The 13,704-nt window shown below is 41.3% G+C and carries 14 protein-coding genes; 4 read left to right on the top strand and 10 right to left on the bottom strand.

Annotation, left to right across the window (positions count from 1 at the left end):
• Positions 1-2 precede the first annotated feature (2 nt).
• From FTU39_RS07800 to acnD, 6 genes are all read right to left on the bottom strand, one after another.
• A complete protein-coding gene (locus FTU39_RS07800; protein WP_004972400.1) occupies positions 3-254 on the bottom strand; it encodes a DUF6868 family protein in 252 nt (83 codons plus the stop codon).
• Between the two features lie 564 nt (positions 255-818).
• A complete protein-coding gene (locus tag FTU39_RS07795) occupies positions 819-1,391 on the bottom strand; it encodes a DUF4126 domain-containing protein (protein ID WP_180051966.1) in 573 nt (190 codons plus the stop codon).
• A 106-nt stretch (positions 1,392-1,497) separates the two neighbouring features.
• On the bottom strand, positions 1,498-1,641 hold the full coding sequence (locus tag FTU39_RS07790) for a zinc ribbon-containing protein (RefSeq protein ID WP_004972403.1): 144 nt from the start codon (positions 1,639-1,641) through the stop codon (positions 1,498-1,500).
• A gap of 130 nt (positions 1,642-1,771) precedes the next feature.
• Positions 1,772-2,191, bottom strand: a complete 420-nt coding sequence (locus FTU39_RS07785) for a type II toxin-antitoxin system VapC family toxin (protein ID WP_136144745.1) — start codon at positions 2,189-2,191, stop codon at positions 1,772-1,774.
• Complete coding sequence (locus FTU39_RS07780; protein WP_004972406.1) at positions 2,191-2,421, bottom strand: antitoxin; 231 nt, start codon at positions 2,419-2,421, stop codon at positions 2,191-2,193. The genes FTU39_RS07785 and FTU39_RS07780 overlap by 1 nt, the downstream gene beginning before the upstream one ends.
• A gap of 296 nt (positions 2,422-2,717) precedes the next feature.
• Positions 2,718-5,324 carry a Fe/S-dependent 2-methylisocitrate dehydratase AcnD gene (gene acnD, locus FTU39_RS07775; RefSeq protein ID WP_096901558.1) on the bottom strand — a complete coding sequence of 869 codons (2,607 nt, stop codon included), beginning with the start codon at positions 5,322-5,324 and terminating at the stop codon, positions 2,718-2,720.
• Between the two features lie 256 nt (positions 5,325-5,580).
• Here acnD and FTU39_RS07770 point away from each other — a divergent pair, with 256 nt between their 5' ends.
• Together FTU39_RS07770 and FTU39_RS07765 are read left to right on the top strand one after the other, a co-directional pair.
• Complete coding sequence (locus tag FTU39_RS07770) at positions 5,581-6,303, top strand: folate-binding protein YgfZ (protein WP_004972410.1); 723 nt, start codon at positions 5,581-5,583, stop codon at positions 6,301-6,303.
• Positions 6,304-6,493: 190 nt separating this feature from the next.
• Positions 6,494-7,300, top strand: a complete 807-nt coding sequence (locus tag FTU39_RS07765; protein ID WP_180051965.1) for a tetratricopeptide repeat protein — start codon at positions 6,494-6,496, stop codon at positions 7,298-7,300.
• A gap of 102 nt (positions 7,301-7,402) precedes the next feature.
• Here FTU39_RS07765 and FTU39_RS07760 read toward each other — a convergent pair whose 3' ends face one another.
• Both FTU39_RS07760 and FTU39_RS07755 read right to left on the bottom strand, forming a co-directional pair.
• Entirely contained in the window at positions 7,403-8,335 is a 933-nt protein-coding gene (locus FTU39_RS07760) for an AEC family transporter (RefSeq protein WP_180043563.1), read from the bottom strand.
• A gap of 123 nt (positions 8,336-8,458) precedes the next feature.
• On the bottom strand, positions 8,459-9,595 hold the full coding sequence (locus FTU39_RS07755) for an NADH:flavin oxidoreductase/NADH oxidase (RefSeq protein WP_154321009.1): 1,137 nt from the start codon (positions 9,593-9,595) through the stop codon (positions 8,459-8,461).
• 288 nt (positions 9,596-9,883) lie between these two features.
• Between FTU39_RS07755 and mutM the strand changes: the two genes are divergently transcribed.
• Positions 9,884-10,744 carry a bifunctional DNA-formamidopyrimidine glycosylase/DNA-(apurinic or apyrimidinic site) lyase gene (gene mutM, locus FTU39_RS07750; RefSeq protein ID WP_004972419.1) on the top strand — a complete coding sequence of 287 codons (861 nt, stop codon included), beginning with the start codon at positions 9,884-9,886 and terminating at the stop codon, positions 10,742-10,744.
• Positions 10,741-11,019: a peptidylprolyl isomerase gene (locus FTU39_RS07745; RefSeq protein WP_096901561.1), complete on the top strand. Its 279-nt coding sequence runs from the start codon at positions 10,741-10,743 to the stop codon at positions 11,017-11,019. Before mutM ends, FTU39_RS07745 begins: the two co-directional genes overlap by 4 nt.
• Positions 11,020-11,110: 91 nt before the next feature.
• Here the strand turns inward: FTU39_RS07745 and mscL are convergent, their stop codons facing one another.
• Together mscL and typA are read right to left on the bottom strand one after the other, a co-directional pair.
• Positions 11,111-11,545: a large conductance mechanosensitive channel protein MscL gene (mscL, locus tag FTU39_RS07740; RefSeq protein ID WP_004972423.1), complete on the bottom strand. Its 435-nt coding sequence runs from the start codon at positions 11,543-11,545 to the stop codon at positions 11,111-11,113.
• A gap of 199 nt (positions 11,546-11,744) precedes the next feature.
• Positions 11,745-13,583, bottom strand: a complete 1,839-nt coding sequence (gene typA, locus FTU39_RS07735) for a translational GTPase TypA (RefSeq protein ID WP_104853091.1) — start codon at positions 13,581-13,583, stop codon at positions 11,745-11,747.
• Between the last annotated feature and the right edge of the window lie 121 nt (positions 13,584-13,704).

The following is a 13,704-nucleotide window of genomic DNA, read 5'->3' as shown; positions in this document are numbered from 1 at the left end:
AATTAAGGTCGCATCATATACAGCGCGATGAGTGGCGCAATATTCAATAGCAATACCCCAATTTTATAGACCGCCATGCCGCCATAATGAATGGCATCAAAACTTGCATCTGACAATTTGAACCATCTGCCATGTAACTGTCGAAGCCAGTCATGCGCGAAAATCACCACCACAAACCACAGCATTAAAATGGCATAGTTAATGAGTGCGCAGGTCAGTAATAAGCGACACCAAAAATCGTAATCAACACTCATATCACACCTAATTAGATGTAGATGATTATTGCAAATTAACAGATTTGAATGAAAAATTTGATGGGAGTTTTGTAGCAGAAAGATGGTTTAAAATTCATTTAAGCTTTTATTTTGTCTGGATTTTATTGTCTTGATCTTGTTTTGTTTTTTATATTTTTAACAATATTCTTTAGGGTGTTAGGGAAAACAACTGTGGTTTACTTCAACTATCATGCTGGATAAGCCATGATCTTATAGCCTATAAACTTCTGGTTTATAGCGTCCTAAGCCGAATCGAGACCTTTTGGGTAAGTACTACACGCACGTTGTACGCAACTGGTAGCAATCTACTCTTTTCGATCCCCATCACACCCTTGAGATATATAGTAGTGATTTGAGGATGGGATTGTTTCCCCGAAATGATTTTATTTTGATTAATTTTTAAAATTTTTGTCACTTTTTAAGTCATATTTTAAAAAATTTTCCAAATAGACATTTTTTATGCACTTAAATCATCAAATAAAGCTCAAATATTAAATTTATTACCACACTTATTTTTAAAATATTTTCAAACTGACCACAAACCTATGTGGAGGATTCAACAACTTTCTTTTTTCCTCGAATCCAGCGAATCGCCCAAATTAAGGTCAGGAGCACCACAAAAACCACCAATACAGGCACAATGAAGGACAACACTGAAAGTACGGCAGCCCCAATCCACTCTCCTGTTGAAATCACAGGATTAGCAACACCACCTGTGGTTGCGGTTGATACACCACGTGCCGCAACTGTACTCATTTGCACCACACCCGCTGTACCGCCACCGACAATAATGGCCGAAGCCCAACTGGCAAATTGCGACATTTCGCCACTGCTTACAGCCATTGTGGTGAGTGTACCTGCAATCATGGCGGCAGGCGTTGCAACAGTGTCGAGCAAATTATCGACCCACGGCACATAATACGCAGCAATTTCACTGATTGTTGCCACGGTCAAAGCTAGACAAACAGCAGGCATCGCCAACCATTCAAAACCTTTCAAGGGTTCAAACCAACCCATGAGCGCCGCAACACTCATGACCATCAAAGGCACAAAAACCCGAAAACCACTGGCAGCACTTAGCCCAATGCCGACACATAAACCGAGTATTGTTTCCATGTTGTACCTCATTGCCTTGGGTTTTCTATGGCTAAAATAGCAAAAAGCCCCATCGGGTGATAGGGCTTTAGATTAAAACAGGATCTGCTGTTTTATGTCGTGTAGCTTAGGCAACCTTGTTGTTATATTGGGTGCCATGGCATTTGGTACACGGTGGTAGACGGTCTGTACCAATTTCTAAGTAAACGCGATGCCCGCATTGGACACAAAAATAGAAGCCTGTTCCTGGTTTATCACCTGCAGTTACCATCTTTGTTCTCCGTGTGGTTTAGAAATGGTCAATCCAGTATATCTATTCTGTGATGATTGTCTATTGTCCATTTTGACGGGTGATGAGGGCAGTTGGGCTAAGGATGATTTTTATAAAAAATCTAACTCAATTACAAAGGATTAGATACCCAGTTTTCGACTTTTAATCCATCGACACGAGTAAATTCTTTTTCGTTATTGGTGACCATGACCCAATGATTTGCACGTGCATGTGCTGCTAACCATAAGTCATTTGCGCCAATGATCTGCCCCTTAGATGCAAAGTTCTGGCGTATTTCTGCATAATGGTGTGCAACATTTTCATCCAATTCAACCACTTGAATCATTGATGTTAATTCATCTATGACTTTTAAAGCCTTTTCTTTATGTTGACTTTTTTCTGCACCAAAACGTAATTCTCCCAACGTAATGACAGAAATTAATATATTTCGATGCGGAAGATGTTTTTCAAAATACTGACGCACAATTTCAGGTTGGTATTTAATAATGTAAATACAAATATTTGTATCTAATAAATATTGTACTTGCATTAGAACATTTCCCGTTCTTGAGGCGGCAGATCTTCTCTTTCATCTGCATAAAAGTCATTTGGCATTTGGGATAACGCTTTAAATAACCGATCTACCGTGACTGGTTTTTCACGAAGAATCACTTCATCACCACGACGAAAGATTTCAACTTCTTTGCCTTCAAAGCGAAATTCTTTAGGCAATCGAATGGCTTGACTTCGTCCTGTCATAAAAACTTTTGCGGTAGTCATTGGGCTACTCCATCGTTTTTGATACATATCTTATGATAGGTATTTATTGGGTGTTTTTCAACCAAATAAACTTCTACTTTTAAATTTTATTGTTTTTGATAACTGCTGATTTTTTGAATGAAAGATACTTTTTAGAAAATTAAGTTAGGTTTACAAGGAGTTTGCTGTTTAATTCACAATATATTCATCTTCCAAAAAAAAAAGACCTCACTTAACAATGAGGTCTTTTCTCAACAATAATCATTCTCTAACATTTCTTTAAAGAAGAAAAATTAAAGAAGATTCTTAAAACATCATCAAGCCACATTCCCTTCCAAGAAATCCTGCGCAAAGCGTTGCAATACACCGCCCGCCTCATACACAGATACTTCTTCTTCGGTATCTAAACGACAAGTTACTGGCACTTCAATTGTTTGGTTTTTACCATCATCCGTTGAACGCTCAATCACCAAAGTCAAAGTCGAACGTGGCGCAATATTACCAATCACGCTATAAAGTTCCGTACCATCCAAACCTAAAGTTTTACGGTTAACACCCGCTTTAAACTCAAGTGGCAATACGCCCATACCCACCAAGTTGGTACGGTGAATACGCTCAAAACCTTCAGCCACAATCGCTTCCACACCCGCAAGACGCACGCCTTTTGCAGCCCAGTCACGGCTTGAACCCTGACCATAATCTGCACCCGCAATAATAATTAACGGCTGCTTACGGTTCATATAAGTTTCAATCGCTTCCCACATACGCATTACTTCGCCTTCTGGCTCAACACGCGCTTTAGAACCTTGCTTAATTGTGCCGTCTGAACGTACCACCATTTCATTAAACAATTTCGGATTCGCCAAAGTTGCACGCTGTGCAGTCAAATGATCACCGCGATGCGTTGCATAAGAGTTGAAATCTTCTTCTGGCAAGCCCATTTTTGCCAAATATTCCCCTGCTGCCGAGTCTAAAATAATCGCATTCGATGGAGATAAATGGTCTGTGGTGATGTTATCGCCCAAAATTGCCAACGGACGCATATTGGCTAAAGTACGTGGCGCAGCCAATGCACCTTCCCAATATGGTGGACGGCGGATATAAGTACTTTGTGGACGCCAGTCGTAGAGTGGACTTTCAGATTTTTCCGACTCTCCCAAATCGAACATTGGAATGTACACTTGGCGGAATTGTTCAGGTTTAACCGATTCTTTCACCAAAGCATCAATTTCAGCATCAGATGGCCAAATATCTTTCAGATAAATCGGGTTACCATTTTGATCTGTGCCCAAAGCATCTTTTTCGATGTCAAAACGAATCGTTCCTGCAATCGCATAAGCCACAACCAACGGTGGCGATGCCAAAAATGCTTGTTTCGCATACGGATGGATACGACCATCAAAGTTACGGTTACCCGACAGCACAGCAGTCGCATACAAGTCACGGTCAATAATTTCTTGTTGAATCGCTGGGTCTAATGCACCAGACATACCGTTACAAGTAGTACATGCATAAGCGACAATACCAAAACCAAGTTTTTCTAAGTCTTTCAGTACGCCTGCTTCTTCCAAATACAATGCAGCCGCTTTAGAACCTGGTGCAAATGATGATTTCACCCAAGGCTTACGCACTAAACCTAACTCATTGGCTTTACGTGCCAACAAACCTGCTGCTACAGTATTACGCGGGTTTGAGGTATTAGTACAAGAGGTAATCGCAGCAATGATGATGGCACCATCTGGCATTAAACCATCAGTACGGTTTTCAACCACACCTGCAATGCCTTTTTCTTTTAAGTCTGCAGTTGAAACACGCGCATGCGGATTCGATGGGCCTGCAATGTTACGAGTTACTGTTGAAAGGTCAAAACGTAATACACGTGGATACTCTGCCTGTGTCATTTCAGATGCCCAAAGACCAATTTCTTTAGCATAAGTTTCAACCAGTTTGACCTGATCTGCCTCACGACCTGTTAAGGTTAAATAGTCGATGGTGTTTTGATCGATGTAGAACATAGCGGCAGTTGCACCATATTCAGGTGTCATGTTGGAAATCGTGGCACGATCCCCCACCGACATGCTATCTGCACCTTCACCAAAGAATTCTAAATATGCACCGACCACACGTTCTTTACGCAAAAACTCGGTTAAAGCCAATACGATGTCCGTTGCCGTAATACCAGCCTGACGCTGACCGACCAACTCCACACCAATAATGTCTGGCAGACGCATCCAAGAAGCACGACCCAACATCACGTTTTCAGCTTCAAGACCGCCTACACCTACAGAAATGACACCCAAAGCATCGGTATGTGGTGTGTGTGAGTCTGTACCCACACAAGTATCTGGGAATGCAATGCCTTCACGGTTTTGAATGACTGGTGACATTTTTTCCAGATTAATCTGGTGCATGATGCCGTTGCCTGCAGGAATCACATCAACATTTTCAAATGCAGTTTTCGTCCATTCAATAAAGTGGAAACGGTCTTCATTACGACGATCTTCCACTTCACGGTTTTTACGGAAAGCATCTGGGTCAAAACCGCCATATTCCACAGCTAAAGAGTGATCGACAATTAACTGGGTAGGTACGACAGGATTCACTTTAGAAGGATCGCCACCTTGATCGGCAATTGCATCACGTAAACCTGCTAAGTCAACGAGCGCAGTTTGCCCCAAGATGTCGTGACATACCACACGCGCTGGATACCACGGAAAATCATGCTCTTGTTTACGCTCAATCAATTGTTTTAAAGATTGTTCTAAAATTGCAGGATCACAACGGCGCACTAACTGTTCTGCAAGTACTTTTGAGGTATAAGGAAGTTTGGCATAAGCGCCTGGCTGGATATCTTCAACGGCTTGTCGCACGTCATAAAAATCGAGCTGAGTGCCTTGCAGTGGTTTGCGGTAGTTGTTATTCATCTGGTATTCGCCCTTACTCTATTGTTCTCAACATCTTATGGGATGATTGTTTCCACTCGTCGAAAGCATTGTACGCTGCCAAAAACCCATTTCCCAAATCCTATATATTTCATACACTTAAATATAAAAACAGGGGTTTTTGAAACATTTAATTACATTTTGAGTAAAATTCTTGCCCTAAAAATGCTTTTTTTTGAAAAATAGCGCAAAATTGACCTCATTCTTTAGTCTTAGATTTCAATGTGAAAGGTTATTCATGCGCGATTTAGCTTTCAGTGCTTTAAGTTTAAACGGTGTCGATGCACAAAAATTCCTGCAAGGTCAGGTAACAGTCAATGTCGAAACATTAGCTGAAAATACAACCTGTTATACCGCAATTTGCAGTTTAAAAGGACGCGTTCAGTTTGGCTTCTGGCTTAAAAAAATCTCGTCCGAATGTTTTGAAATCATCAGCACAGCCGACCAAGCCGAAGATTTAGCCAAACACATTAAAAAGTTTGGTGCATTTTCAAAAATGCAGCTTGAAACCATCGGTACGGTTTACCCAACCATTCAGGGCAATCAAACTGAATTTTCAGCTGAAGTGACTGATTTAAACGCATGGCAACTACAAGCGATTGAAACAGGTCAGGCATGGATTCAAGCCTCAACAGCAGAAGTGTTTCAACCGCAGGAATTGCGTTTGCATCAACGAGATGGCGTGCATTATGACAAAGGCTGTTATTTGGGTCAGGAAGTCGTGGCACGTTTATGGTTTAAAGCCAAACCAAAACATTGGTTGCATTTAATTCAGGGTTCAGGCGAAGCACCTGCACCTGCCGCCAAACTGAATAATGATGTGGAAGTGGTGAATAGCATAGCGACTGCAGAAGGTTTTAAAGCGTTGGTGGTTGCCAAACCAAGTGCTTTGGAAGAGTTAGCTGTACAAGTATTGGCTTTGCCTGAACATTTGAATGGCGATGTTGCACGTCCGCAATAAAATAGATTCCACCCGCTCAGGTTAAGGGAGTCGCAAGATTCCCTTCAAATGACAATGAAAAAAAAAGCATTCGTACACATTTTTTATATTTACATTCACACTTTTCAACTTATGATGAATGCACCACTGTAAAAACAAAACGCACATCAACGGAATGATGTGTAAAAGAGAACAAGGTACAACTCAAATGATGAAAAAACTACTCATTGCGGGTGCAATCGCCCTATCTAGCAGCATCAGTATGGCAAATAGTAACATTCCAACCGATCCTGCTTTTGCCAAAATTGAACAATTAATGCAAGCCAACAAGGTTAAAGATGCCTATCAGGAATTAGAAAAGCTTGCCAAAACAGGCAATGCGCAAGCCATGTATAACTTAGGCTATTTGACACAAACTGGACAAGGCACAGCAAAAAATGAAAAGAAAGCCATTCAGTTGTATGAGCAATCTGCCCAAAAAGGCTACCCTGTTGCGAGTTATGTTTTAGGCAAAAACTATCTTACTGGCGCACTGGGTTTAAAACAGGATGCTGCTAAAGCCAAACAATATTTACAGACGGCATCCAATCAGGGTTTTAATGATGCCACAGTCGATTTAGCCGTTTTATATTTCTCGGAAAATACGACAGCATCTGACCAAAAAGGTTTAAAGCTATTACAACCTTTAATTGCCAAAGATCATTATCAAGCCATACATGCCAAAGCCTTATATGACATTAGCACAGGCTTTAAAAACAAAGATGAAGCACCAATTAAGCAAGGGCTGCAAAGCATTCAAAACTTGGCGCAAAAGGGTTATATTCCTGCACTCATGGCAGTGGGCAATATGTTTGTGAATGGCAATATCGTGCCGCAAAATTTGCCTGAAGCGAAAAAGATTTTTGCCTCACTGGCACAGGAAAATGTAGCGCAAGCCAAAGAATCATTGGCTGTGGTTGAAAAAATGATGGCAGATCAAGCCAAAGCTTCCAACAAGGCAACCGCTAAGAAAAGTTAAGATAGTTTCTTTATAAAAGCTATTAATCAGAGAAATTTTTAAAAAAGTCTGTATCAGCATGGTACAGACTTTTTTTATGATTTGAGCACTTCGATACCGATGCTATAAATACTTACCCGATTGTGTCAATAAAATCGCCACCATCACAAAACCAAAAACTGTACTCAACACCAAGGGGGCTAAGGCTTTTTCATGTAAACCATAGTGCTGCCCGAAAATACCAAAGGCAATTGGCATTGGTAAAGCCGCAAGCAAAGTCCCGACAAATAGCATTTCTCGGTTCACATCTAATGCCCATAAAATTCCAAAAATCGTGAGTGGCATCAGCAATACTTTGAATGCAACCAAAACAATACTTTGCAAATTCAACGACTTGATTTGCATGCCGACCAAACTTCCACCAATCACAAATAAAGCCAAAGGTGAAGCAGTTTTGCCCAACATTTCCAGCACTTGTGCAATAGCTTGCGGCAGTTTGAAATTCAACAATACGCACAGCATACCCAATAAAATAGATAAAATTACTGGATTTTTCAGTAAACGCTGCACAGTTTCGGCATACACCTGCCAACCTGATTTCGCTGAAGATTGTAGCCCTCGTTCTGCCAAAATCAGCATCAAAGCTACAATAATTAAATTTTCGACAATTAAAGTTAAAGACAAATAAATTGCCGATTGACTGCCAATCAATAAAGTCAAAATAGCAGTGCCAATAAACCCTGTATTTGACATTGATGCACCCATTGCCAATACACTGGCATGGGTCAAATTTGAATTAAAATAATGCCGATACAGTAAAAAGGCACAGATAAACAGCAGAATAGAACCGCCACCGTAACCTAAGAAATAAGCAGGATGCCAGATTTCTGACAAACTTTTACTGGCCAATGCCTGCAATAGAAATGCAGGCAACGCCACTTTCATGACAAATTGACCTAGAAACTGAATCGCACTGGTTTCAATAAATTGGCTTCTGACGGCAAAATATCCCAACAGCACCACAGCACAAATGGGAAATAAAATACTCAGTAACACCCTGACATCCTTTTTCAGTGTTGCCCATGATCGACATGGTTTTACTGATTTAGCTTACACCGAAGCTCCCGATAAAGCACGGCAAAATAGTGTAAGTTTCACTTATTTTAAGCAGATAAAATATTAGGATTCCACTTCCGTATCTGTTGATTTAAACGGCGCAAATAAAGTACGGAACCCATGCGGCTGACAGCGCAAATATTGCGGGGCAATCTCAATTTTTTCACCCAATTCTGCCGCAGCATGCCATGGCCAACGAGGGTCATATAAAATCGCACGTGCGATCGCAATCGCATCGGCCTGTTCATATTGCAAAATACCTTCTGCCTGCATCGCTTCAGTAATCAAACCCACCGCAATTACAGGGATTTTTACAGCTTGCTTAATTGCATGAGCAAACGGCGTTTGATAACCCGCATGCACATCAATTTTTTGATCGACATGCAAACCTCCGCTAGACACGTGAATATAAGCCGCACCTAAATGCTCTAGTGCCTTTGCCAAACCCACAGAAGATTCCACATTCCAGCCATCTGCATCATCCATCCAGTCTGTTGCAGAAATTCGCACCCCAATTGGATAGCCTTGTGGAACAGCATTTTGAATCGCTTGAAATACTTCCAATGTAAGGCGAATCCGATTTTCCAAACTGCCGCCATATTCATCTTGGCGGTGATTAGACAATGGCGACATAAATTGATGCAATAAATAGCCATGTGCGGCATGAATTTCGATTAAGTCAAAACCTGCATCCACCGCTCGTACTGCGGCGCTGGCAAAGTCTGCAATGACCTGTTGAATTTCATCTTGCGTTAAAGCATGCGGTGGATGTTCGTGCGATTGAAATGGCAACTCACTGGCCGATACCGTCTGCCAACCATGTTCTTCATTCGGTGCAAACTGTCCTATGCCCTGCCACGGTTTATCGGTTGAAGCTTTACGACCCGCATGTGCCAACTGCACAGCAAATGGCATAGGCGATATACTTTTGACTTTATGCAATAGTGCTTTCATCTGCGCACGCTGCATGTCATTCCATAAGCCTAAATCTGCATAACTAATACGTCCTGCTGCCTGCACTGCCGTGGCTTCTACAATACACATCCCTGCGCCCGACAAGGCATAATTGGCCCATTGCTGCTCATGCCAATAGCTCAATTCACCTTGTTCATTGGCAGAATATTGACACATCGGGGCGATAACAATTTTGTTGGCAAGTTGCAGTGATCCAAATTGAATCGGCTGAAAAAGTAATGTCACGCTGCAAGCCCTCATACAGTGCGATTCACCAAAAGCGAATCATTAAATAAAAAAGAAGTAATCACTCAGAATCTGCCATCTGTTTTAGATGGTTTTTCTATAATAGATGTTTAAAAATGATTTATTTATAACGTGTTGTATGGTTTTTGCAAAGCCTGCTTTTGTTTTACACAGAATAATTTTGCGACAGCACACTATGGCTTGTATTCTATGGATAATGCCCAATATTAAGCGCATTACTGTATGTCCTTGCCTGCTTAATTTCTAAAAGCGGATTGAATTTGTACCATGCCAGAATTACCAGAAGTTGAAACTACCAAAACTAGTCTATTGCCGCTACTTGATCAAAAAGTCCTGAATGTAGAAGTACGTCAAGCCAATTTACGCTGGCCCATTCCAGAAAACCTACATAAACTCACAGGACAAAAATTACTGCAATTGACCCGCAGATCCAAATACATTCTGGCGCAATTTGAACAAGACAGCATGTTGTGGCATTTAGGCATGTCGGGCAGTTTTCGTCTTTGCGATGCGCAGGAAGATTTACGCAAACACGACCATTTGATTATTCAGTTTGAAGATATACAATTGCGCTACCACGACCCACGTCGCTTTGGCTGTATTTTATGGCTAAATGAAAGCTCTCAACGCAAACTGATAGATCCACTTGGCCCTGAGCCGTTGAGTGATGCCTTTAACCCCGACTATCTTGCACAGAAGCTCAAAAACAAAAATGTTGGCATCAAAGTTGCAATTATGGATAACCATGTCGTGGTGGGTGTGGGCAATATTTATGCCACGGAAAGTCTGTTTAATTTAGGTATTCACCCTGCACAACCTGCATCATCACTCAGTTTGAAACAGATTGAAAAACTAGTGCTCGAAATCAAACGCATTTTAAAACAAGCGATTGATTTAGGCGGTTCGACCTTACGTGATTACAGCAATGCGATGGGCGAAAATGGCTATTTCCAACAAACCTTGTTGGCGTATGGACGTGCAGGTGAAATGTGTGTGAACTGTGAAACCACACTAGAAAATTTAAAACTGGGCCAACGTGCCTCGGTATTTTGTCCTGAATGTCAGCCTTTGAAAAAAGTACTCACTTCGACTAAAGCTGCAACAAGCAAACGAGGTAAAAAAGTATGAGAACCGCTATTGTGCGTCATATTTTAGTGAAAGATAAAGAAACCTGTGAACAACTGAAAAAGCGGATTCAATCAGGTGCTGATTTTGCCAAAATTGCCAAACAATTTTCGACCTGCTCTTCAGGAAAAAAAGGTGGGGAATTGGGTGAGGTCAAAAAAGGACAATTGGTACCCGTCATTGATAAATTAGTGTTTACCGCAGCAGAACGCGTACTACACGGACCTGTAAAAAGTCAGTTTGGTTTTCATTTGGTAGAAGTAAAGTTTCGGATGTAATTTTTATGCCTTCAGCGCCTCTCCATCCTAGAGAATAGGGTGCAAACAAACGGCGCATAAAGCGCCGTTTGTTTTGATTGCGTATTAAAAATTATTGACGTTTTTTCAATTCATCACGAATTTCACGTAGCAACGCGATATCTTCTGGCGTTGCTGCTGGTTCTGGCGCTGCTTCTTCTTGTTTACGGCGCATACGATTAATCATTTTCACCATTAAGAACACCACCCATGCCAAAATAATGAAGTTAATTAAAATCGTAAGGAAGTTACCATAGGTCAGGACATTTACACCTGCTTTGGTTAACTCATCTAAAGACTGTAAATTGTTTGGGTTATCGCCCAAAACAAAGAACTTTTGTGTGAAATCCACACCACCGCCAGTGATCACAGTAATCAATGGCATGATGATATCTTTCACTAATGAGTCAACAATTTTACCAAATGCCCCACCAATAATCACACCGACAGCCAAGTCGATCATGTTACCTTTTACCGCAAATTCGCGGAACTCTTGAATAATACTCATTTAAATCTCCAGTTTTTTTGACTTTAATTTATGTGACGAAGTATACATTAATTTTATAGCTTCATTTCCACGTAATTTACTCGGAAATCATCTGCTTTTATATATTGGTTTGCTAATTTTAAACAAAAAATGCCATCAATAAATTGATGGCATTTTTAAATTTTGCTGCCCCGCATGAGGACAACATCATTTTTAAAACTTATTTACCAGAACGGTTACGTTTACGTTCGTTTTCAGTCAAGTAACGCTTACGGATACGAATTGACTTTGGCGTTACTTCAACCAGCTCATCATCTTCAATAAATTCAAGCGCTTGTTCAAGCGTGAATTCAATTGCAGGTACCAGTGTCAACGCATCATCAGTACCAGAAGCACGTACGTTTGTTAACTGTTTCGCTTTGGTTGGGTTAACCACCATATCATCTGAACGAGAGTTAATACCAATGATCATACCTTCGTAAACTTCTAACTGAGGCTTGGCGAATAAACGACCACGGTCTTGCAAGCTGAACAATGCATAACCCAAGCACGTACCTTGAACCATAGAGATCAACACACCGTTTTGACGTTTCGCAACTTGACCTGCTTTCATTGGGCCATAGTGTGAGAAGCTTGACGTCATGATACCCGTACCAGAAGTCATGGTCATGAATTCAGAACGGAAACCAATTAAACCACGTGAAGGCACAGTGGCTTCAATACGGATACGACCTTTACCGTCTACTTCCATATTGGTCATCTCACCTTTACGGTTACCCATTTGTTCCATCACAGCGCCTTGGTGCTGTTCTTCTACGTCAAAAGTCACGTTTTCGTATGGTTCTTGCATTTCGCCATCAATCTCTTTCAAGATGACTTGCGGACGAGATACACCCATTTCGAAGCCTTCACGGCGCATGTTTTCAATCAATACAGAAAGGTGAAGCTCACCACGACCAGATACTTTGAAACGGTCTGGACTGTCAGTATCTTCTACACGAAGTGCAACGTTGTGAATTAATTCGCGGTCTAGACGTTCACGAATGTTACGTGAAGTCACGAACTTACCTTCTTTACCCGCAAAAGGTGAGTTGTTGACTTGGAATGTCATCGATACGGTTGGTTCGTCTACAGAAAGCGGCGGTAAAGCTTCTACATTTTTCGGATCACAAATCGTGTCAGAAATATGTAATTCGTCCATGCCTGTTACACAAACGATGTCACCTGCAGATGCAGATTCGATGTCGATACGCTCTAAACCGTGGTAACCCATGATTTTTAAGATACGACCGTTACGTGTTTTGCCTTCTTGGTCAATCACGGTTACAGGTGTATTCAATTTCACAGAACCACGTTGAATACGACCCACACCAATCACACCCACGAAACTATTATAGTCAAGTGAAGAGACTTGCATTTGGAATGGACCATCAACATCAACTGCTGGTGGCTCAACGATATCTACAATTGTTTGGAACAACGGTGTCATATCTTCCGCTAATTCGTCTGGCGCAGGACCAGCAACACCACGTAAGCCTGATGCATATACGATTGGGAAGTCTAATTGGTCATCGGTTGCACCCAAGTTATCAAACAAGTCAAATACTTGATCAATAACCCAGTCTGGACGCGCGTTTGGCTTGTCTACTTTGTTGATGATCACGATTGGCTTCAAACCACGTGCGAACGCTTTTTGCGTTACGAAACGTGTTTGTGGCATTGGGCCTTCTTGTGAGTCAACCAAAAGAAGTACGCAATCCACCATCGACATTACACGTTCAACTTCGCCACCGAAGTCGGCGTGTCCCGGGGTGTCCACAATGTTAATGCGGTATTCAGTATCAGTACGTTTGTCTAACCATTTGATTGCAGTGTTTTTTGCAAGAATGGTAATACCACGTTCACTTTCAATAGCGCCTGAATCCATGACACGCTCAATCTCGCCCGCTCGTTCACCGAGTGCGCCCGATTGTTGTAAAAGTTTATCCACAAGAGTTGTTTTTCCGTGGTCAACGTGCGCAATAATTGCGATGTTGCGGAGAGTTTTAATATCAGACATTTAAATTCAATACGCTATAAATTTGAGGGCAAATTATACAGAAAAATACTAAAGTTTTATAGTGACACTTTATTGACACACACAATTTTTTTGATGAGTGGCGTGCTTTGGGTTTTGTAAA

Source organism: Acinetobacter sp. YH12099 (assembly GCF_013419195.1).
In the GTDB taxonomy this organism is placed as follows: Bacteria; Pseudomonadota; Gammaproteobacteria; order Pseudomonadales; family Moraxellaceae; genus Acinetobacter; species Acinetobacter towneri.
Note: the sequence above shows the minus strand (reverse complement) of the source record. Positions and strands in the feature narration are given on the sequence as shown.

Coding starts and splice junctions, on each gene's coding strand:
- FTU39_RS07800 (WP_004972400.1), bottom strand. CDS start 254: ATGAGTGTTGATTACGATTTTTGGTGTCGCTTATTACTGACCTGCGCA.
- FTU39_RS07795 (WP_180051966.1), bottom strand. CDS start 1,391: ATGGAAACAATACTCGGTTTATGTGTCGGCATTGGGCTAAGTGCTGCC.
- FTU39_RS07790 (WP_004972403.1), bottom strand. CDS start 1,641: ATGGTAACTGCAGGTGATAAACCAGGAACAGGCTTCTATTTTTGTGTC.
- FTU39_RS07785 (WP_136144745.1), bottom strand. CDS start 2,191: ATGCAAGTACAATATTTATTAGATACAAATATTTGTATTTACATTATT.
- FTU39_RS07780 (WP_004972406.1), bottom strand. CDS start 2,421: ATGACTACCGCAAAAGTTTTTATGACAGGACGAAGTCAAGCCATTCGA.
- acnD (WP_096901558.1), bottom strand. CDS start 5,324: ATGAATAACAACTACCGCAAACCACTGCAAGGCACTCAGCTCGATTTT.
- FTU39_RS07770 (WP_004972410.1), top strand. CDS start 5,581: ATGCGCGATTTAGCTTTCAGTGCTTTAAGTTTAAACGGTGTCGATGCA.
- FTU39_RS07765 (WP_180051965.1), top strand. CDS start 6,494: ATGAAAAAACTACTCATTGCGGGTGCAATCGCCCTATCTAGCAGCATC.
- mutM (WP_004972419.1), top strand. CDS start 9,884: ATGCCAGAATTACCAGAAGTTGAAACTACCAAAACTAGTCTATTGCCG.
- FTU39_RS07745 (WP_096901561.1), top strand. CDS start 10,741: ATGAGAACCGCTATTGTGCGTCATATTTTAGTGAAAGATAAAGAAACC.
- mscL (WP_004972423.1), bottom strand. CDS start 11,545: ATGAGTATTATTCAAGAGTTCCGCGAATTTGCGGTAAAAGGTAACATG.
- typA (WP_104853091.1), bottom strand. CDS start 13,583: ATGTCTGATATTAAAACTCTCCGCAACATCGCAATTATTGCGCACGTT.